Here is a 19,276-nt window from a genome sequence, read left to right on the forward strand (position 1 = left end):
GGCTCAATACGAGTGGCCATGACGGGGATGGGAGCGCCAGTTCGGCGGATCGGGCCGAGGCCAAGAGCAGGGCGTCCTCGTGGTGCCGCGCGACCAGCTGCAACCCCACGGGAAGGCCGTCCGAGGTGAAACCAGAGGGAAGACTCAGGGCCGGATGGCCGGTGAGGTTGAACAACCAAGTGAAACCCACGCTCATCACCTCACCCGGACCGGAGTGCGGATGGGGCGGGTTCGGGGTCGTGGGCGTGGCGAGCAGGTCCACGGAGTCGAAGAGTTCCGCCAGAGCGGAGTCATTGTCCGGTTCGACGTCGGGCTGGGCACCGGGGCAGATGTGGGAGTTCCGTTTCCTACGGGCCAGCCAAGCCTCCGCGGGATCGGTGAGCGAGAGCTCGGGTTCCGATATCGTCACCTCCGAGACCTGGGCCCAGCGCCGTAGCGCCCGTTCCGCGACCGAAACCACTTCCGGGTCCGGCCGGTTGTATCCCAGAGTCGGAGACCACGCGACACGCACTTTCGTGGGCGCTTCGATGACCTCGCCTCCGAGAACACAACTCTTGTACAGGTCGAGGTCGGAAACAGTGCGTGCGATCGGCCCGCCGACAGTCAGGCCGGCCTGGTCACGGGCCGGGAGCAGTCCCGTGGTCGGCTTGTATCCGAGGACCCCGCACCAGGCCGCGGGTATGCGAGTGGACCCGGCGCCGTCGCTCGCGGTCGCCAATGGCACCACCCCGGTGGCCACGGCGACTGCGGAACCGGCCGAGGAACCGCCCGGAACCCGGTCCGCCCGCCAGGGGTTGAGAGTGGGTCCCTTATCCGTGTGTCCCCAGGTCTTCCACCGCGTCCCCGGCCCTGGCACCGACGTGGCGCCGATGGGTACCGCACCGGCGGCGATAAGACGTCGGGCCTGGTGGGAACCGGTCCCCTCCACCGCCTTCACCACCAGCGGAACCCCGGCCATGGGAAGGCGTGCCCCATCGGCGACCAGGGCGTCCACCTCCGCCGCGCGGTCCAGCGCCACATCCGGCCAGAGCTCGACGAAGGCGCGTAGATGTCTGATCCGGTGGGCAGAGACCAGCGCGGCACGGGTCGTCTCGACCGCGCTCACCGCAGCCCGCGTCACCCGGATGGCCGTTTCAACCGCTGTCAGCGGTAGTGCGCTCCTCACCCGGCCGAGACTAGGGCATGCTCGGCGGACCTTGCCCTGCCACGCGTTGCTCCATCGGTACTTCGTGCACGGCGTGGACCGGGCCGGTCCGTGAACCCCTGTCGTACGAAGGCCCATGTGCCGGCGTGGACCCGCGACCGAAGGCCGAGGTCCCACCGGGCAGTGGAGTCAGGCTTCGTCCCCGCTGAGGTGTCGGATGAAGGAGCGGTAGTCGCGCAGGGCCAACCGCAGGACCTCGGTATCGACACCTTCGGCCTCGTCCCAGGTGGCGCGCAGCGTCGTGCGCCGTTCCTCCAGGGCCGCGACCACGGCCTCGGCGACCTCGGCCGCCAGCGCGTCCGCCTCGGCCACGGAGGAGCGAGGGTCGTCCACGAAGCCGATCTGCACCTCCTTCCAACGGTCGAGGACCCCGGAGCCCTCCAATCCTCGAGGGCGGAGACGCCAGGCCTCCCCGTCCCGTTTCGAGGGCCGTCCCGGCGAGGAGGACCGACTCGGGGGCGAGGTCCTCTCCGGCGTGGAACGTGGTCGGGCCGGGGGCGGGGTGCTCTCGGTGCCGGGGGTGGGACGCTTCTGTGCCGCCGGGACCCGCTTACGGCGTCCCGCGCCGCTCTTGGGCTCACGTTCGGGCAGGGGTTCGGGGTCCCTCACCTCGGCTCGGACCTCGGTGGTGGTGGGGTCGACGTGGTCGGGTGCGGGGATCCACGGGCCGCTGTCGGTGGACTCGGGATCCTTCGGGGAATCGTGGGGTTCCTTCGGGGTCTCCATCGGTCGTGCCTCCTGACCCGGTCGCGGAATCCTTGCGTGGTGCGCGCGCAGGGTCCAACGGGCTCCGCGGCCGGAGTCATCGGAAGGGTCGGACCCTCTCACTGACCCTCCTCCGTGGTGTTCTCGACGGTTCGTTCACCGGCCGGCGCGGGTTCCTTGCGTGGTGGGAGCCCGCCGAGCAGTGAGTCGGTGAGACCGCGGTAGGCCACGAGCGCCTCCCGCAGGTTCTCGGTCTGTTCCTGGTCGGCCTCGGCGAGGTGGCCGGCCGCGTGGGCGCGGCGGAAGCCGGCGACGGCGGCAGGATGGTCCACGGACAGGACCTTGGCCAGGCGTTCGAACCCGTCGTCGTCGGCGGTGACGGTCGGGACGTCGGGGTAGCCCACGTCCCGCATGATGGTCTCGACCAGGCCGCGGGCGTCGTGCACGGCGCGGACCGGGTCGTCCACGAACCCCTGCTGTACGGAGGCCCACGTGTCGGTGTGGGTCCGGCGTTCCTCGTCGGTGAGTTCACGGAGGTCGATGCCCTTGCGGTGGTCGAGCCGTTCCGTGAGGTCCTGTTCGGCGACGGCGGTGTCGCCGTGGGTATCGACGGTGTGGTCGTACTCGGTGCCGAAGCGCTGTTTGAGCCGGGCGGTGCGCCGGGCCGGAAGGATCGAGGACCGCGCGGCGAACGCGATGCCTCCGGCGAGGACGACCGCGACCACGAGCACTATCGCGATGATGACTATGGTTTGGGTCTCCACGGGGGTACCTCCTGTGCGGCTCTTGCCCTCGGTCGCACCCACGAAACGCCACCCGAACGGTGGTGCGGGGTTCGCGCAGGTGAGAGGGCGATCGTCAGGGGATGACCGGTTCGGCGGTTTTGCGACCAGCCGATTCTCCGGGGTGTACAGGGGGCGTCACTCGGGGCGCATGGACCGCGTCGGGGTACACGGCCCCGGGTGATCGGGCCGTCGCACTCGGTTCTAGGGTGGCGACGTCGTGCGAACCTCGTGAGATAAGGCCCTTCATGCCCAAGAACGTGTACGCCTCCGTCGCCCTCTCCTGGGGCCTGGCCCTGGTCCTGACGTTGAGCGGCTGCGGCGGTGATCCGGAGACGACCGAACCGGATGCGGCCGCCGCCGACGCACCCGAGACGGAAAGGGGACCGGAGGCGGAGGTGGAGGCGGGGGAGGGCGAGCGGCCGGAAAGAGACCTGGCCGACCCCCTGACGATCGCCCCCGAGAACCTGTGCGCCGTACTCTCCGAGGAGACTCTGAACGACCTCCTCGGCGAGGAGGACACGCGCAGCGACCCGCAGGGGTCGACGGGCGTCCCCGACCCCGACGATCTGGACGAGCTCGACCGGCTGCGAATGAGCTGCATGCTCGTCTCGGCGGCGGGCGGAACGATCCACTTCTCGATGGAGGTCCACGAGGGGCCCTACGTCGACAGCACCCTCGCCTCCTACACCGAGGAGGACGCCGACCCGGACGTCGACCTCGGCGAGTTCGCCGTGACGGGCGAGGGCATCGGTGACGGGGCCGGGGTGACGGTCGTGGACGGTCAGGTCCTGGTGGAGGTGACCTACGACCGTATGGGCGAGGCCGACCAGGACGAACTGTCGGAGGGCGCGCTCCGGGTCGCCGAGGAGATCATGGCGTCCATGGACTGACGGCATGGCCCGACGCGTACCACCATGGTCTCGCCCCCGCCCCGAAGAGGGCCCGCGTCATCGCTTCCTTCGGCGGGCCAACGAGGCGCCCAGCGCCGGCCGGTCGATCTTGGCGTTGTGCCGACGGTCCACGGGAAGACGCCGTACCTCGACGAACTCGGTGAGGCCCCGGGTCGACTCGTGGCGATCCGCCAGTGCGCGCAGCTCGGCGGCCACGGTCGCGGAGTCGCGTCGGTCCTCGTCGGAGCGTTCGACGCAGACCACCGCGGCGATGCTCCCCGCCCGGGGCACACCGACCAGGGCCGCTCGGTGGACGGCCGGGTGGGTGGCCAAGACCGGCTCGACCCGCAACGGCAGGAAGATCCCGTCCCGGGTGATGACCCGGTGCGAACGTCGTCCGCCCAACCACAGCCGATCCTGGTCGTCGAGGTGCCCGACGTCCCCCAACCGGTGCCACACCGTGCCGTCCGGGTCGGAGACCTTGTTCGCGGCGGTGGCGACCGGGTCCTGGAAGTAGTCCTCGCTGATGTGCGGGCTACGGGCGATGACCTCGCCGACCTCGCCGGCGGGCAGGGCCTCCACGTCACCGATGTCGGTGATGTTCCCCTCGGTCACCGGGACGATCCGGAGTTCGACACCGGGCAGGCCCGGCCCCACACACAGGCCCTCACCGCGTTCGGTGCGCTCCCAGGTCTCCTCCAACACCGTCGTTCCCGAGATCTCGCACAGTGGAAGCGCCTCGGTGGCCCCGTAGTTGGAGTACAGCTCGCCCTCGGGGCCGAGCATGTCCCGAACCGCCGCGTACAGCGGCCCCTGGACCTCGGCGCCGCCCGCGACGATTCGCCGTACGCTCTTCACCGTGATCGACTCGCGGCGGGCGTGCTCCGAGAGGTTTCGCAGCAGAGCGGGCGAACCGAACATCGTCCGGACGCCACGCTCCTCGATGGTACGCAGCAGCGCAGTCGGGTCGGCGTCGCCGGGCCCCTTCATGGTGAAGTCCATCGGGGGGACCACCACCTGCCCGCCGGCCGACAGCGCGATGATCCAGAACATCGGGAACGTGGGCATGTCGACCACGTCGCCGCCGTCACCGAGCGCCCACTGGGCGCCGACCAACTCGACCATGGCGGCGAAGTTGCGTTGACGCAGCACCGTGGGTTTGGGCTTGCCGGTGCTGCCGGTGGTGAAGGCGATGACGGCCGGATCGCCGGGTTCGACCTCGGCGGGTTCCGGTACGTCCGGAGCACGGTCCGACAGCAGCTCGTCCATCGACCGCACGCCGGGCCAGGAACCGTCCACGACGAACTCCTGACGCACCGTTCGCTTGCCCCAACCGAAGAGCCGCTTGGCCAGGTACGCGCGCGGCGTACCGAAGAACACCTCCGGGCCGATCCGGTCGAGGCACCGTCGGACCCGCCGCATGCCGTGGCTGTAGGGCTCGATGCCCACCAGGGTGGCGCCCACACGGAAGAGCGCGGTGCCCAGCACGAGCGCGTTGAAGCTCGGCGGGACCATGAACGAACACAGGGTGCCCTCCCGGATCCCGGCGGCGCGCAAGCCTTCGGCCAGGCGTTCGGCGCGGTCCGACAGTTCGCCATAGGTCCGCTCGCGGTGGATGAGGACACCGTCGCGTCCCTTGTCGGTCTGGACCATGGCGACGCGGTCGGGGTCGGCGCGAGCCACGTCCAGGACCCGGTCGGCGACGCGGACGCGGTCGGGGGTGGTGGGGGTCGGTCCGGTCATCGGGGCACCTCCGGGGTCATCGGGCGGGGGAGTCGACGTTGTCCAGGAAGGAACGGATCTCCTGGGTCACCGTCTCGGGCCGTTCGAGCATGGGCATGTGGCCCGCGTCGCGGACCAGGACACGGTGTTCGGAGCGCAGCAGGGCGTCGAGGCGCACTCCGGCGACCGGTGACAGCACGCGGTTGCGGGCGCCCCAGATGGTGCAGAGCGGGGGCCCGTCGGGTCCGCGCACGATCCGGTAGCTGGCGGGCAGGTCCGTGAGGACGTCGGTGAGGGCCGGTGTCTGGTCGTTCCGGAGCATGCAGGCGGTCAGTTCCGGATCGTGGTGGAGCCCGGCGCGGACACCGGCCGGACCCAACTGGAAGCGCAGCGCCAAGGGGACGGCGGCGCGCGGGACGCGGATCCGACGCAGAGCCGCCCGCACCGGAGCGGTCACCGGTGACCAGGCCTCGGTGGGGGCCATGAAGATCCCGAGGCCACCTCGGCGGAACGTCGCATCCGTCAGGGGGTTGACCATGACGAGAGCCCGCACGTTCTTCGGGTCGCAGGCGGCGACCCCGGCGGCGATGGCCGATCCCATGCAGTTGCCGATCAGCGTGACGGGGGAGAGGTCGTCGTGCTCGATGAGGGCCGACACCAGGTCCACGTGCGCGGCGAGGTCGATCGGCTCGGGCGGCATGGGAGAGGCGCCGAAGCCCGGCAGGTCGATGGCCACCACGCGGTGGTCGGCGGCCAGGTCGGCGATCTGGTGTCGCCAGATGCCGTGGGAGGTGCCGCCGTTGTGGAGCATGACGACGCCGGGTCCGCTGTCGCCGGCACGTCGGACCGCGACCTCGACGCCGTCATGTCGGAACCGTTCGAGCGTCGCGTCGTCGGGTCGACTTCCGAGGTCAGAAGGTTTTTGCGTGCTTTCTCCCATCAAGGCCTCCATGTCGCATTTCAGAGAATGATCATTCTCTGAAATCGGAGGCTACTGGGATGTGCTGCCCGCCACAACCCCCTGTGCGGGTGGGACGGCACCACGCAGGAGCCAGCCCACCGACTCGACGAGTCGGTCCGGTGACACCGCGTTCGCGTCGACCAGCCGCTGCATCGCGTACCCGTACGCCATCGCCTGCACCGCGCCGGCGAGCCGTTCCGCCACGTCCGGATCGGCCACCACGCCGGCGTCGACGATGTTCGTCAAGAGGTTGGCCCGTACATCGGCCAACAGTCGCGCGACGGCCTCCTCCAACGGAGGATGCCGCAGCGCGTACAGCCAGAACTCGGCCATGAGGAGGACGATGTCGGGCGCGGTCTCGATCGTGGAGGTCCAGTTGGTGACCATCCGGGCGATCAACTCGTCGTGGTCGGCGGTGACGTCGGCGTGGTGCCGACGCGAGGCCGCGCCCGCCTCGACCACGCGTCGGACCACGGCCAGGAAGAGTTCCTGCTTGCCGCTGAAGTTCGAGTAGATCGCCCCGGTCGACATTCGGGCCTCGTGCGCGATCCGTGGAATGGAGGTTGCGCTGTATCCGTAACTCGCGAACACCGTCGCGGCGGCGTCGAGCAATGCCTCACGGGTGCGCTCCTGGCGCTGTCTGCGGATCCCGACCACGTCTGAGTCCTCCTCATGTGTGTGCGGACACAGACTAGGCCGACGCCTCACTCGGTGGGAGGCGCTCGAAAGTGGTCGGGCGCGGGCATGGACGCTCACGTGGAAGGGGCTGGAGGCGGTGAACGGTTCCCCGCGCCACCCGCACGAACGCTCGACCGGCCGCGCCATCAGGTCCGGTTCCGAGGGCAGGACGAGCCGGTGGGAGATCGGCGCCATCCGAATGCCGTCGGCGCCCAGACCCACGTGGTTCTCGTCGAGCAGCCGGGTGACGTGGTCGTACCGGTTCACGTCCAGGGTCGCCGACCCCGGGGGCGCACGTTCCACGTTGACGAACCGGCCTCCCCGGATCCAGGCCCGCGGAGGCGCCGCCTCCACCACTTGGAGTTCCAGGTGGGACCGTATCGGCGTGTTCTTCGCCATCTCTTTCGACGGCGTTCTCCGGTCGTCGATGAAAATAACCAACGAACCTTACCGTGTGAATGTGGGAAATATTCTCGGCTCGTCTTCCTTGTGTCCGTTTATGTTACTTGTGTTCTCGGTTGAAAGGATGGTAATTCTCTCTGGTCGTCCATGTGAGGTCTTTTGTGTAATACCTTCGCCTGGCGATGAATGAGGGCTTTTCGAGCAATCTGCCCATTGGTCTGTTTCCGGGTGAAGAATGAGGTCGGGGGTCTTCGGAGGATCGGGCGACCACCCTTCTGAGCTGCTTTTCTGTCGTCGAGGTGGGCTGTAGTCTCTCTTCTTCAACCGACCGTGGGTCGACTGACAGGCGCACGAAAACAATCTTCTGGCCGCTTCATCCCCGCTGTCGCCCGCGTATTGAATCTGTCGGCGTAGATCTGATTTCATCAGCCCGCAGAGCGTGGAGAGTGTCCGTGAGTCCCGACACCGAACAAAGTAATCCTGGTGCCACTACCGATGAGAGGAAGTTCCTGTATGCCCGTTCCGCCCTGCTCGGATATTTCTTCCTGACCGGAGCATTGTTGCCGGTGTGGGCGTCCCGCATCCCGGCGGTCAAGGAACAGGCCGGCGTCGGTGCCGACCAACTGGGCCTCGCCCTCCTGTGCATGGGGTTGGGGGCGGTGCTCACGGCGCGTACGGGCGGAGCCCTGCTCGACCGGTGCGCGCCCCGATTCGTCATCGTCCCGGCCGGGGTGATCGCGCCCCTGTGCCTGGTGTTGCCCGGTTTGGCCGAGGGCCCCGGCCGGTTGGCCCTCGCCCTGTTCGTGCTGGGCGTCGCCCACTCCTTGCTCAACATCAGCGTCAACACCCACGCCGCCCTGCTCCAGAGGCCCCTGGGACGTTCGATGATGTCCTCCTGCCACGCCTTCGTGTCACTGGGGTCGTGCTTCGGGGCGCTGTGCGGATTCGTCACCGCCTACGCGGGAGTCAGCCCGCTCGCCGCGTTCCAGATGGTGGGGGCACTCCTGGCCCTGGCCACTTTGCTCCCGATGGGAGCCCTGTTGCGGTTCGCGCCTCCGCCGGTGGAGAAACCGAGCCGACACCGTGAGACCGCCCGGCGGTCCGTGCTCTCACCACATCTGCTCCTCTTGGGAGCGATGGTCCTGACGGCCATGCTCACCGAGAGCGCCGTCCAGGACTGGAGCGCGCTCTACGCGCAGGAGAGCGTGAGCGCCTCCGGGGCGTTCGCGGCCTCGGTCTTCGCCACGTTCACGATCACCATGACTATCGGCCGCCTGCTCGGGGACCGCCTGGCCCGGGTGCTGGGCCGCGTGAAACTGCTGCGGTCCAGTGCCCTGGTCGTGGTCTGCGGGTTCTTCATCGCCCTCGTCGTGCCCTGGGCCTGGGCCCTGCCGGTGGGGTTCGCCCTGGTCGGTCTGGGCCTCTCGTGCACGGTGCCGCAGCTCTTCAGCGCCGCGTCGGAGATCGACCCCCACCGGGTCGGAAGGAACCTGGGGACGGTGGCGGCGATCGGTTACCTGGGTCCTCTGGTGGGGGCGCCCGTGATCGGTGCCCTCGCAGAGCAGGAGGGCGTCGGCACGGGCCTGTTGTTGCCCGCGTTCCTGGTGTGCGGCCTGGCCCTGGGTGCCGGCGTGGCCGGTCCGCGCCGCGCGACGCGGGTGGCCCACCGCCAGGCCCGATGAGGTGTCGCACGTGGACACTCGTCGGATTCGCGAAGAGGCCCGAGCGGGACACGAGGGCTTCTAGGACCGGGCCCCGGCGCCGTGAGGCGCCACCTTCTCGGTCGATCCGGATACGGTTCTGACGCCTCATACGTGCCGGAGAGGAGATCATCCTCGAAGAGGACGTACACCACCGGACCTCCATGAATCTGGCCGAAGACAGGAATACCCGCGACCCGGAGGAGCAGGGGCCGGTGTGGACCGAGCGTCTCTCCTGAGGGGGACAACCGGGGTTCGGCGGACTTCAGGGGCACATGGGGCCAGATCGCCTGATGCCACTGGTGGTCGGTCACCGGAAGTATGCCCTGGTTGTCGGCGTGGGTTGTTACCGTCACCACATGAAGGTCGTCTACAAGATCACTTACCCCAACGGAAAAATCTATGTCGGCTCAGATCTCACCGATAGCCGACTGACCTACTTCGGGAGCCCTTCGAAGGAGCTCCTGCGGCGAGACTTCGACCGCGCCGAACTTCAGGACTTCACCATTCGCAAACAGATCCTGTGGCAATCCGAGACCGCCACGGATAGCGAAACCCGTCGACGTGAGAATGCGTTGATCGTCGAGCACGGCGCGAACGACCCTGAGCACGGGTACAACCAGCGGCCACGGTATCGGGGCGCTGGTGACCTGGGTTGATTCGATGACACGGGGACCTGACCTGAAGAGTTCCGAAGGAGGGGGCCGTCGACACCTACGAGCGCGCGCCGAGAGCCCAGTGGGATAGCAGGCTGAGCTCCGAAGTCCAGGGCCTGCGCTGCCCACCTGGCTGCAGCGTCGATCACACCGGGCCGTGCTCTACGGTGCCGGTGTGAGTACGCGATGGACGATTCACGGCGAGAAGCTCGTGGACGAGAGCCGGCATATCCGACTGTCCACGGTCGACATCACTCTCCCGGACGGGGTGTCCTTCACGCAGTACGTCGTGGCCATGCCCCCGGCTGCGATGACGCTGGTGATCAACGACCAGCGCGAAGTGCTCCTGATGCGGCGGCACCGGTTCGTCATCGACCGCTGGGTGTGGGAGCTTCCCGGTGGTTACGTGGACGGCGCGGAGGACATCGGGGCCGCTGCGGCTCGTGAGGTCGAAGAGGAGACCGGGTGGCGCCCCTGCTCGATGGAGCACATGGTGACCTTCCAACCCGCGATCGGGTCGGTGGACCAACCCCAGATCATTTACCTGGCACGTGGCGCCGACCTGACCGACACCCCTCCCGACGTCAACGAGGCACAGGAGATTCGTTGGTGGCCGCTGGAGGAGGCGGTGGCGATGATCGAACGCGGCGAGATCGTCGGTGCGTCCACGGTGGTGGCGGTCTACCGGGCGCTCACTCTGGTGTGACGGCCTTCCCGGTCCGCCCGGCGTGTATGGACCCGAAGGGGAAGGCGAGCAGCCTTGTCCCGACGACCGAACGGGGTGGCGTTAGTGGTGTCGGTCCAACAGGTTGGTGAGGTGCTGACGTACGTCGGGTTCCAGACGTTTGTGTACGGTGTCGCGCTCTGCGGCCTGGATGATCTCGGCCGCGATCACTAGTTCGGCGAGCCGGCCGCTGGGCGTGTTCAGTAAGTCGGCGAACGCGGTGTGAACCTTCTCGGCCGCCTCCGGCCGGGGGAGCGCGTAAGCGTGCAGGACGGCGGCGTCGTATCCGGCAGGGGCGAGGCCCCATCCTTCCCAGTCGATGATCTCCGGTGGGTCTGAGGTGAGGTTCGCCCAGTGCAGATCTCCATGAGCTGTCTCCCACTTCGGCACGGTCAGGTCCCTTCCCGCTAGTTCGGGGATGAACCGGGGGATGCGGTCGATGAACTCCTGTGTCATGACCTGGCGACCGAGTGAGGTCGGGGTTTCACGAAGCCGGTCCATGCCATTGCGCAGTTCTCGCCACCACCGGTCGGACACAGGGACAGGAGCGGTCAAGTAAGGGGACTCCGACAGCGCCTGTCCTTTGAGCCGTTCCCACAGCTGAGCCTGGAACGCCTGCTCGGGCGACTCCTCGGTCCATGAGTGCTCACCGAGCGGTGCTGGACGCGGGATCACCTCGTCCAACAACACGTCTGTGAGCCCGGGGCCCTCCCACCGTTTCCCGCCTGGTCGAGGTGCGCTGTTCAGCCGCAACCAGGCGGGGACACCTTTGAAGGAGACCGGCCCGCCGACGGTTCTCCCGACCACCTCTCCGCGTAGCTCGGCTTCGGGATCGACCGCGACACCGAGAACGCTAGCTGCATGGTGCCATCGAGGGACCAGGTCAGGGGACGGAGGAGAGGAGGTCACAGATCTCCTTGAGCCGAAGCGGGGACAGCGGGTGGGAAGCGACCGTGTCGGCTGCCTCGTACCAGTACCTGGTCTGGGTGGTGCTGAGCAGCAGGCCGGTGAGCCCTGGTGTTGAGGCGGCGACTTTGAGAGCGGTCTGCGCGCTTGTGGAATCGGAGGAGATGTAGTCGGCCAGACGGTCGTTGATGTGTGGGATGAGGTCCCCACCGTGGAGCGGCGCAGACCCCCACATCTCCAATCCTGCCTGCTCAGACGCCTGGATGGGGTCCGTTGGGCGAGAGCTTCACAGAGGGGTTCGAGACATTCTCCTAGGCACTCCACACCAGGCCGCGGACCGGTTGGCGTCATCCGTGGCTCCGTACACCGTGCCCGTTCAGAACCCTGGGAACGCGAAAGGCCAGGTGTTCGAAGAATCTCGAACTACCTGGCCTGTTGTGTATCTGGAGCGGATGACGGGAATCGAACCCGCGTTATCAGCTTGGGAAGCTGAAGTTCTACCATTGAACTACATCCGCGTGGGCGCGCCGGTTGCGGCTGCCAACGGTGATTATCCTAGCCCAACTCCGGGCCGGATGGGCAAGTCGGCGTGGTGGTGAAGCCCTCACGGAGGCGCCGCCGGTCCGTTCTCGCAGGCGGTGGGTTCGACCGGTAGGTTCGACACCGTGTTGCTCTCCGATCGTGACCTCAATAAGCAGATCGAGTCCGGGCGGGTCCGGATCGATCCCTTCGACCCCTCTCTCGTCCAGCCGTCCAGCATCGACGTGCGTCTGGATCGTTTCTTCCGGGTCTTCGAGAACCACAAGTACCCCCACATCGATCCCTCTGTGGAACAGCCGGACCTCACCCGGCTGGTGGAGACCGACGGGGATGAGGCCTTCATCCTGCACCCCGGCGAGTTCGTGTTGGCCTCCACCTACGAGGTGGTGACCCTGCCGGACGACATCGCGAGCCGGTTGGAGGGCAAGAGTTCTCTCGGGCGGCTGGGTCTGCTCACGCATTCGACCGCCGGGTTCATCGATCCGGGGTTCTCCGGCCACGTGACCTTGGAGTTGTCCAACATGGCGACGCTGCCGATCAAGCTCTACCCGGGCATGAAGATCGGGCAGCTGTGCATGTTCGAGCTGACCTCACCGTCGGAGCGCCCGTACGGCTCGGCCGCTTACGGCTCGCGCTACCAGGGACAACGCGGTCCGACCCCGTCGCGTTCGCACCAGAACTTCGTTCGGACCCGGGTCGTGGAGGAGGAGCGTTAGAGCACGGGGGCGCTTCGAAGCCTCAAAACGTCCTTACGGTACGGTCATGTTTTGACACGTTCCGTTGTTCCATGTGCCTGACATGGAACTGTGACCCTTGTCGCCCTAAAATGTGTAGTGGCGTAAATCACATTGGGGCGCTCTGCGGGAGCTACATCCGGCTCTACAGGTCGACGGACGTGTTTTATGGCGGCTAAACATGTTATTTGGTAGTGACATGCCGCCTGAACTGTGCGTTCACATCTCGGTAAGGTGGCGCCCCGACGTGACCAGGTGATGGTTTCGCCCTTTGACGGGCGCGCACGGGGGGCTCTGCGCGGACCACTCACCTGTGGAGACCGCGGGCTCGCGATGGGGACCGACAATCCTCAGCGGGCCTTCGCGACAGGGACAGCCCCGTAGAGGAGACCGTGCCAGCAGTACGCGCAGACCACTTGTACAAGGTGTTCGGTAAGCAATCGAAGGTAGCCGTCGAACGGCTGTCCGACGGTAGCCACCGTGACACCATCGCCGACCTCGACGTGACCGCCGCCGTCATCGACGTGTCCTTCGAGGTCCAACCGGGCGAGATCTTCGTCGTCATGGGCCTGTCCGGCTCGGGTAAGTCGACGCTGATCCGGATGCTCAACGGCCTCCTCGACCCGACCGCGGGGTCGGTCGAGGTCGACGGCGTGGACATCACCGCCCTCAACAAGAAGGATTTGCTCAAGCTTCGGGGCGAGAAGATCAGCATGGTCTTCCAGCACTTCGCCCTGCTCCCGCACCGCACCGTGCTGGAGAACGCGGCCTATGGCCTCGAGCTGCGCGGAATGCCGCGCGCCGAGCGCTTCGAGAAGGCCAAGGAGACCCTCGCCCTGGTGGGGCTGGAGGGATGGGAGGACAAGCTCCCGCAGCAGCTCTCCGGTGGCATGCAGCAGCGCGTGGGCCTGGCCCGCGCCCTGGCCGCGGACACCGACATCATCCTCATGGACGAGGCGTTCAGCGCGCTGGACCCGCTGATCCGCCGCGACATGCAGACGCAGCTCATCGAGCTCCAGGCGAGCCTGGGCAAGACGATCATCTTCATCACGCACGACCTCAACGAGGCCATGCGCCTCGGTGACCGGATCTGTGTGCTCCGGGACGGTCGTGTCGCCCAGATCGGAGAAGCCGCCGAGATCCTCAACTCCCCGGCCAACGACTACGTGGAACGTTTCATCGAGGACGTGGACCGGTCCCGGGTGCTCACCGCGTCCGCCGTCATCGACGCCTCCGTGGCCAAGGACGACTCCGCTCCGCAGGTCGGCGCCGGCACCGCCGTCGCCGACCTGTTCTCGAGTGTGTCCACCTCGGATCGTCTGCGTGTGGTCTCCGACCAGGGTGAGGTGCTCGGCATGGTGACCCGTGAGTCCGTGCTCGCCTCGCTCAACACCAACGCGAACGGGGAGAAGAGCAAGTGACACCCGTCGACTTTCCGCCCTCCTTGCCCCTCGGTGAGGGATTCGAGGCGTTCAACAGCTGGTTGAAGGCCAACTTCGGTTGGTTCTTCGACCTCAGCGGTGAGTTCATCCGGTGGGCGGTCGCCGTCCTGTCCGGGTTCTTCGTCGAACCCGCGGCCGGGCAGTTGGCCTTCATCGCCGCGGTGATCATCGCCGCGCCGCTGGTGCGTTGGCGTCGGCTTCCGCTGCTCGGCATCGTCATCGGTGTCTCGTTGCTGTACGTCCTCGAAGCACTGTTCGGTGTCGTGACGGCCGTCATCAACGCCGTTCCGGGGCTCTTCATCTGGGCGATGAACCTGTTCGACACGGTCGTTGAGCCCTACTTCGTGGTCTCCCTCGTCTTCCTGGTCGCGGTCACCGCGCTGGGAGTGGTCGAGAAGCGGACCCGGGTCCGCGCCGGGGTCGTCGCCGGTGGCTGGTTGATCGCGGTGCTGCTCGGATGGCTGTTGCTGCCGATGATCCTCACCCGGCCGATGGCGCTGCTGATGATCCTGTTGCTGAGCCTGCTCGCGCTCTCGGTGGCCGGCTGGCGCATGGGGCTGTTCGCGGTGATCGCCCTGACCGTGGTGGCCTCCGTCGGACAGTGGGCCAACGCCATGGACACCCTCGGCCTGGTCCTGGTGGCCAGTCTCGTGGCCGTGGTCATCGCGATCCCGATCGGTATCCTGGCCGCCTACAGCGACATGCTCAGCAAGATCGTCAAGCCGGTCCTGGACCTGATGCAGACGCTGCCCGCGTTCGTCTACCTGATCCCGGCGATCTTCTTCTTCTCGATCGGCGCCGTGCCCGGTGTGGTCGCGACGATCGTGTTCGCGATGCCGCCCGGCGTACGCCTGACCGAACTCGGAATCCGCGGTATCGACAAAGAACTGGTGGAGGCGGGTGAGGCCTTCGGCGCGCCCCGGAGCAAGATCCTCACCGGTATCCAGCTTCCCCTCGCCCTGCCCACGATCATGGCCGGAGTCAACCAGGTCATCATGCTGGGCCTTTCCATGGTCGTCATCGCGGGCATGGTCGGCGCCGGTGGTCTGGGCAGCCAGGTCTACCAGGGCATCACCCGTAACGACGGTGCGCTCGGTTTCGAGGCCGGTATCGCCGTGGTGATCCTGGCGATCTTCCTGGACCGCCTCACCGCCGCCGTCACCAAGAACAGCCCGCAGGCCCGTGTCGCTTCCTGACATCGGCCGGTCCACGAAAGCCACTAGGGAAGGGAATCCCGAAGATGTACAGCCGTAAACGCATGACGGGTCTGGCCGCCGCCGGCATGAGCGGAGTGCTCCTGCTGTCCGCCTGTGGAAACGGCGGAGAGGACCTGACCGGTGGTTCGGACTCCGAAGAGGGCGGTCAGGACATCAGCATCGCTCTGATCGCCTGGGAGGAGGCCATCGCCACCACCGCCATGTGGGAGGTCATCCTGGAGGAGAAGGGCTACAACGTCGACGTCACCGACGTCGACGTCGCCCCGGCCTTCCAGGGCGTCGCCAACGGTGACGTGGACCTGTACCTGGACACCTGGCTCCCGGCCACGCACGAGCAGTACTGGAACGACTACGGCGACCAGATCGAGGACCTCGGTTCCTGGTACGACAACGCGATCCTGACCCTGACGGTCCCCACGTACATGGAGGACGTCAACAGCATCCCGGACCTGCTCGACCACGCGGACGAGTTGGACAACCGCATCGTCGGTATCGACCCGGGCGCCGGCCTGACCGACACCACCCAGAACAGCGCGATGCCCGGCTACGGCCTGGACGACGAGTTCGAGCTCGTGACCTCCTCGGGCGCGGCCATGCTCGCCGAGCTGGACTCCGCGGTCACCGACGAGGAGCCCATCGTCGTCACCCTGTGGCGTCCGCACCCGGCCTACGCCCAGCACGACCTCAAGGACCTCGAGGACCCCGAGGGCTTGATGGGCGAGGCGGAGTCCATCCACTCCATCGGTCGCGAGGGCTTCGGAGAGGACTTCCCGGATGTCGCCGGCTGGATCGAGGGCTGGACGATGGACGACGACGAGCTCGCCACGCTGGAGGTGCTCACACTCGACGAGTACGAGGACGAGCCGCAGGAGGGCGCCCGCGTCTGGCTGTCGGAGAACCCCGAGTTCCTGGAGCGCACCCTGGGCGAGGACGCCGAGGGCCTGGAGTTCTAAGGACTTCCACGCGGACCCGTTCGACGGGTACGCACTCATGAGGGCCGTCCCACCAGGACCCGAGCCACCGGGGGGCGGCCCCTCGTCATGGGCACGGTTGTCCGGAGCCGTGGCGAAGATCCGTGGCCGGTCACGCGAACGACCACGACGGGCTGGAGTTTCAGCGGTCGTTCTCACGCGTGAACTGGTGGTTCAAGTACATTTGAGACGGTCGTTCCCGTGCTGGGGACGGCCGTTTCCGCGTGTCGGCACAGAGCCCGCGTCGGCGGTCGACCCTCCACGACGCACGGGCGCACAGAAGGACTTCGAGGGCGGGAGACCCCAAGGATGTACAGCCACAAGGGCCTGAAGAGTCTGGTCGCGGCCGGGATGGGCGGGGTACTCCTGCTGACCGGATGCGCGGCCGAAGAGGGCGGCGAGGACCTCAAGGAGGTCGAGATCGCGCTGATCGGCTGGGAGGAGGCGATCGCGGTCACCCACCTGTGGGAGGTGATCCTGGAGGAGAAGGGCTACGACGTCACGGTCACCGAGACCGATCTGACGTCCGCCTTCGAGGGGGTGGCCAACGGCGAGCTCGACCTGTATCTGGACATGTGGCTCCCGGTCACGCACCACGAGTACATGGACGAGCACAGGGGACGGGTCGAGACCCTGGGTTCCTGGTACGACAACGCCTCCCTCACCCTGACGGTTCCCGAGTACATGGAGGACGTGGCCTCGATCGACGACCTTCCTCGACATTCCGACGCCCTGGGCGGGACGATCGTCGGTATCGAACCGGACGCGGGTCTGACCCGGGTCACTCGTGATCAGGCGATGCCCGGCTACCTGCTCGACGAGGAATTCGACCTGGAGACGTCGTCGGGTGCCTCGATGATGGCCGAGTTGGGTGAGGCGTACGAGGCGCGGGAGCCCATCGTCGTGACGCTGTGGCGTCCGCACCCGGCCTACGCCCAGTACGGCCTCAAGGACCTCGAGGACCCGCAGGGGCTGATGGGCGAGGCCGAGAACATCCACTCCGTCGGTCGAGGCGGCTTCGGTGAGGACTACCCGGAGCTGACCGAGTGGATCCAGGACTGGACCATGAACGACGACGAACTGGCGGAACTGGAGGTGCTCACGGTCGCCCCCGGTGTGGAGGACGCCACCGCGGGGGCCCGCGAGTGGCTGTCGAAGAACCCCATGTTCCTGGAGCGCACCATGGGTGAGGCGGCGCAGGGCCTGGAGTTCTGACCCATGTGACCGTGCGCGCGAACGGACGGCGACCCCTCACGCCGAGGGGGAGCACGAGAAGCGGGGGCCGTCATCCCATCCGGGAGGACGGCCCCCGCCGTGTGTCCGCTCGCGTAGTTCCGGTCCCGCGGTTCAGGGGGCGTAGTAGCCGCCCTGCGCACCGCCGCCGGGGCTGAGCCGACGATCGGCCTCACGCTTGGGCAGCATGTAGGCGGCGAGGAGTCCACCGATGAAACCGAACAGGTGCGCTTGCCACGAGACGCCGGGGTGTTGGGGCAGAACCCCCCAGATCATGGTCCCGTAGAAGATGACCACGCAGATCATGATGACGATGTCGACGGTCTTGCGCTCGATGATGCCGCGTAGGACGGTGTAGCCGAAGTAGCCGAACACGAGTCCGCTGGCGCCCACTGTGGGGACGCCCGGGACGGAGAACAGCCACACGCCCACACCGCTCACCACGGCCACGATCAGGGTGGTGAGCAGGAAGCGGCCTTGGCCGCTGAAGGCGACCAGGGACCCCAGCACCAGGAACGGCAGCGAGTTACCGATCAGATGGGGAAAGTTGGCGTGCATGAACGGGGCGGTCAATATCGTCCAGGGGGCGCTCGTGTCCCAGGCGCGCAGCCCGAACTCTTGGTCGAGCCGTATGCCGGGGACGGTGTCGACGATCTCGAACACCCACATGGCCGCGAGCATCCCCGCTACGGTCAGGATGGCGGTGATTCTGGACTGCTTCACACTTTGAGCGTAAAGGAACAGGCCTTGTGGCGGTATGTCCGTCGCGGTGTGTGTGGCGAATAGAGAGGAATGTCTGACTGTCCTCGGGGCGGAACGGTGCGGCTCGGCCCGAGGCGGGGTCGGTGCGGCGCCCCGGTCAGGAGGTCAGAGAGCGCTCGCGGGGCGGGATGCCGGCGACGGCCATGAAGGCCTCGACCCTGGCGGGCTGGATCATCCCGGTCAACGGCAGGTGGCTGCGCGCGGTGCGGCGGCCGGACAGGGACGGGAAACGCTTGGCCCGTCCGGTGGTGTCGTACAGGCCCAGGGAACGAATGCGTCCGGGCAGCAGGCGGTAGGAGCCGATCTCCTCGAAGGGGACGCTCACGACGTAGGACCCGCGCTCGTAACGGAACTCGTCCTCGGAGATCTCCAGCACGGGCTTCCTGATCAGGTGGCCGTGGACGGCGCAGGCCGCGCCGCCGAGCACGAGCAGGACCCCGAGGGTGACGCCGGCCCAGTGGCCGGAGCCGATCAGCGCCGTGATCAAGCCCAGGATCAGCAGCACGTAACCGGCCCACGTCTCTACGTACTTACGACCTACGGGGCAGACCAGGCGGACCGATTCGGACACGGCGGATGCCTCTCTCGCTGGGCGGGGCGCTGAGGATGACGGAGGTCGTCACACGGAACCTTATCCGCTTCGTGTGTGCGAGACCCTCGATTTCGGACATCTTGGTGGTGGGGTTCAGGACATGTTCGTGTCCATTTTCGAGTTTCGTACGGATACAAGAGTCGATGATTGGTTCATCCTATGTTTTCTGGGGTGGAAATCGAATCGGTGAACTGTCCTGTTTTGGTGCGATTTGGTATGTATGGTTCTCCGTGTCCACTTCCCTCTTGGTAGTGATTCGCGTCCTCGCCGTAGTTAAACATTGTTGACTTATGTGTCGGGGCTGTTCGCGGTAACCGATTAACCGCAAACCTTTAGTCGGTCGTCCGAATCCCAGATGATTGGCGGGTTTTCCCGTGGGTCCTTTGGCCTGCGTCGATGTGAAGTGACACGGTGCGTTGCCGGGGTATTGAGGAAACATGACTCGGGATTGG

The 19,276-nt window shown here is 67.0% G+C and carries 19 protein-coding genes and 1 tRNA gene; 9 read left to right on the plus strand and 11 right to left on the minus strand.

What is annotated here, in order from left to right; all coding sequences use genetic code 11:
• The 3 genes from NLI01S_RS20750 to NLI01S_RS20760 form a co-directional block, all read right to left on the minus strand.
• Window positions 1–1,105, minus strand: a 1,105-nt coding sequence (locus tag NLI01S_RS20750; RefSeq protein ID WP_307602473.1) for an amidase, incomplete at its 3' end; no start/stop codon positions are given.
• A 228-nt stretch (window positions 1,106–1,333) separates the two neighbouring features.
• Complete coding sequence (locus NLI01S_RS20755; protein WP_157091096.1) at window positions 1,334–1,930, minus strand: hypothetical protein; 597 nt, start codon at window positions 1,928–1,930, stop codon at window positions 1,334–1,336.
• A gap of 98 nt (window positions 1,931–2,028) precedes the next feature.
• Window positions 2,029–2,673 (minus strand): hypothetical protein, encoded by a 645-nt coding sequence (locus NLI01S_RS20760; RefSeq protein WP_067607170.1) that lies wholly within the window; start codon window positions 2,671–2,673, stop codon window positions 2,029–2,031.
• 266 nt (window positions 2,674–2,939) lie between these two features.
• Here NLI01S_RS20760 and NLI01S_RS20765 point away from each other — a divergent pair, with 266 nt between their 5' ends.
• Window positions 2,940–3,584, plus strand: a complete 645-nt coding sequence (locus NLI01S_RS20765) for a hypothetical protein (protein WP_067607172.1) — start codon at window positions 2,940–2,942, stop codon at window positions 3,582–3,584.
• A gap of 57 nt (window positions 3,585–3,641) precedes the next feature.
• On the opposite strand, the gene NLI01S_RS20770 is transcribed toward NLI01S_RS20765, so the two are convergent.
• From NLI01S_RS20770 to NLI01S_RS26495, 3 genes are read right to left on the minus strand one after another with little or no spacing between them, the layout of a single operon-like run.
• Complete coding sequence (locus NLI01S_RS20770; protein WP_067607174.1) at window positions 3,642–5,327, minus strand: fatty acid CoA ligase family protein; 1,686 nt, start codon at window positions 5,325–5,327, stop codon at window positions 3,642–3,644.
• Between the two features lie 16 nt (window positions 5,328–5,343).
• A complete protein-coding gene (locus tag NLI01S_RS20775; protein WP_067607225.1) occupies window positions 5,344–6,246 on the minus strand; it encodes an alpha/beta fold hydrolase in 903 nt (300 codons plus the stop codon).
• Window positions 6,247–6,297: 51 nt separating this feature from the next.
• Complete coding sequence (locus NLI01S_RS26495; RefSeq protein ID WP_223809324.1) at window positions 6,298–7,344, minus strand: TetR/AcrR family transcriptional regulator; 1,047 nt, start codon at window positions 7,342–7,344, stop codon at window positions 6,298–6,300.
• Between the two features lie 455 nt (window positions 7,345–7,799).
• Here NLI01S_RS26495 and NLI01S_RS20785 point away from each other — a divergent pair, with 455 nt between their 5' ends.
• The 3 genes from NLI01S_RS20785 to NLI01S_RS20795 all read left to right on the plus strand — a co-directional run bounded on the left by NLI01S_RS20785 (window position 7,800) and on the right by NLI01S_RS20795 (window position 10,409).
• Window positions 7,800–9,029: an MFS transporter gene (locus tag NLI01S_RS20785; RefSeq protein ID WP_067607176.1), complete on the plus strand. Its 1,230-nt coding sequence runs from the start codon at window positions 7,800–7,802 to the stop codon at window positions 9,027–9,029.
• A 377-nt stretch (window positions 9,030–9,406) separates the two neighbouring features.
• Window positions 9,407–9,706: a hypothetical protein gene (locus tag NLI01S_RS20790; RefSeq protein WP_067607229.1), complete on the plus strand. Its 300-nt coding sequence runs from the start codon at window positions 9,407–9,409 to the stop codon at window positions 9,704–9,706.
• Window positions 9,707–9,878: 172 nt separating this feature from the next.
• Window positions 9,879–10,409, plus strand: coding sequence for an NUDIX hydrolase (locus NLI01S_RS20795; RefSeq protein ID WP_067607231.1), 531 nt, complete (start codon window positions 9,879–9,881; stop codon window positions 10,407–10,409).
• 81 nt (window positions 10,410–10,490) lie between these two features.
• Here the strand turns inward: NLI01S_RS20795 and NLI01S_RS26500 are convergent, their stop codons facing one another.
• The 3 genes from NLI01S_RS26500 to NLI01S_RS20810 form a co-directional block, all read right to left on the minus strand.
• A complete protein-coding gene (locus NLI01S_RS26500) occupies window positions 10,491–11,117 on the minus strand; it encodes a phosphotransferase (protein ID WP_223809325.1) in 627 nt (208 codons plus the stop codon).
• Between the two features lie 193 nt (window positions 11,118–11,310).
• The gene (locus NLI01S_RS26505; RefSeq protein ID WP_067607180.1) at window positions 11,311–11,568 is read right to left on the minus strand and encodes a hypothetical protein; all 258 of its coding nucleotides are present in this window, start codon (window positions 11,566–11,568) and stop codon (window positions 11,311–11,313) included.
• Between the two features lie 209 nt (window positions 11,569–11,777).
• Window positions 11,778–11,851, minus strand: a tRNA-Gly gene (locus tag NLI01S_RS20810).
• A 147-nt stretch (window positions 11,852–11,998) separates the two neighbouring features.
• Here NLI01S_RS20810 and dcd point away from each other — a divergent pair.
• The 5 genes from dcd (at window position 11,999) to NLI01S_RS20835 (ending at window position 17,452) form a co-directional block, all read left to right on the plus strand.
• The gene (gene dcd, locus NLI01S_RS20815; RefSeq protein ID WP_067607233.1) at window positions 11,999–12,589 is read left to right on the plus strand and encodes a dCTP deaminase; all 591 of its coding nucleotides are present in this window, start codon (window positions 11,999–12,001) and stop codon (window positions 12,587–12,589) included.
• Window positions 12,590–12,999: 410 nt separating this feature from the next.
• Entirely contained in the window at window positions 13,000–14,028 is a 1,029-nt protein-coding gene (locus tag NLI01S_RS20820) for a quaternary amine ABC transporter ATP-binding protein (RefSeq protein ID WP_190318543.1), read from the plus strand.
• Window positions 14,025–15,245, plus strand: coding sequence for an ABC transporter permease (locus NLI01S_RS20825; RefSeq protein WP_067607184.1), 1,221 nt, complete (start codon window positions 14,025–14,027; stop codon window positions 15,243–15,245). The genes NLI01S_RS20820 and NLI01S_RS20825 overlap by 4 nt, the downstream gene beginning before the upstream one ends.
• 44 nt (window positions 15,246–15,289) lie before the next feature.
• The gene (locus NLI01S_RS20830; protein WP_067607186.1) at window positions 15,290–16,219 is read left to right on the plus strand and encodes a glycine betaine ABC transporter substrate-binding protein; all 930 of its coding nucleotides are present in this window, start codon (window positions 15,290–15,292) and stop codon (window positions 16,217–16,219) included.
• A 327-nt stretch (window positions 16,220–16,546) separates the two neighbouring features.
• On the plus strand, window positions 16,547–17,452 hold the full coding sequence (locus NLI01S_RS20835) for a glycine betaine ABC transporter substrate-binding protein (RefSeq protein ID WP_067607188.1): 906 nt from the start codon (window positions 16,547–16,549) through the stop codon (window positions 17,450–17,452).
• A 132-nt stretch (window positions 17,453–17,584) separates the two neighbouring features.
• On the opposite strand, the gene NLI01S_RS20840 is transcribed toward NLI01S_RS20835, so the two are convergent.
• The gene (locus NLI01S_RS20840; RefSeq protein WP_067607189.1) at window positions 17,585–18,193 is read right to left on the minus strand and encodes a rhomboid family intramembrane serine protease; all 609 of its coding nucleotides are present in this window, start codon (window positions 18,191–18,193) and stop codon (window positions 17,585–17,587) included.
• A gap of 136 nt (window positions 18,194–18,329) precedes the next feature.
• Window positions 18,330–18,803: a hypothetical protein gene (locus NLI01S_RS20845; protein WP_067607191.1), complete on the minus strand. Its 474-nt coding sequence runs from the start codon at window positions 18,801–18,803 to the stop codon at window positions 18,330–18,332.
• Window positions 18,804–19,276: the final 473 nt, after the last annotated feature.

This window comes from Nocardiopsis listeri NBRC 13360 (assembly GCF_001570765.1).
Classification (GTDB): domain Bacteria; phylum Actinomycetota; class Actinomycetes; order Streptosporangiales; family Streptosporangiaceae; genus Nocardiopsis; species Nocardiopsis listeri.

What these genes read in the sequence shown, in the direction of transcription:
- NLI01S_RS20755 (WP_157091096.1), bottom strand. Translation starts at nt 1,930, where the DNA reads ATGGAGACCCCGAAGGAACCCCACGATTCCCCGAAGGATCCCGAGTCC.
- NLI01S_RS20765 (WP_067607172.1), top strand. Translation starts at nt 2,940, where the DNA reads ATGCCCAAGAACGTGTACGCCTCCGTCGCCCTCTCCTGGGGCCTGGCC.
- NLI01S_RS20770 (WP_067607174.1), bottom strand. Translation starts at nt 5,327, where the DNA reads ATGACCGGACCGACCCCCACCACCCCCGACCGCGTCCGCGTCGCCGAC.
- NLI01S_RS20775 (WP_067607225.1), bottom strand. Translation starts at nt 6,246, where the DNA reads ATGGGAGAAAGCACGCAAAAACCTTCTGACCTCGGAAGTCGACCCGAC.
- NLI01S_RS26495 (WP_223809324.1), bottom strand. Translation starts at nt 7,344, where the DNA reads ATGGCGAAGAACACGCCGATACGGTCCCACCTGGAACTCCAAGTGGTG.
- NLI01S_RS20790 (WP_067607229.1), top strand. Translation starts at nt 9,407, where the DNA reads ATGAAGGTCGTCTACAAGATCACTTACCCCAACGGAAAAATCTATGTC.
- NLI01S_RS26505 (WP_067607180.1), bottom strand. Translation starts at nt 11,568, where the DNA reads ATGTGGGGGTCTGCGCCGCTCCACGGTGGGGACCTCATCCCACACATC.
- NLI01S_RS20830 (WP_067607186.1), top strand. Translation starts at nt 15,290, where the DNA reads ATGTACAGCCGTAAACGCATGACGGGTCTGGCCGCCGCCGGCATGAGC.
- NLI01S_RS20835 (WP_067607188.1), top strand. Translation starts at nt 16,547, where the DNA reads ATGTACAGCCACAAGGGCCTGAAGAGTCTGGTCGCGGCCGGGATGGGC.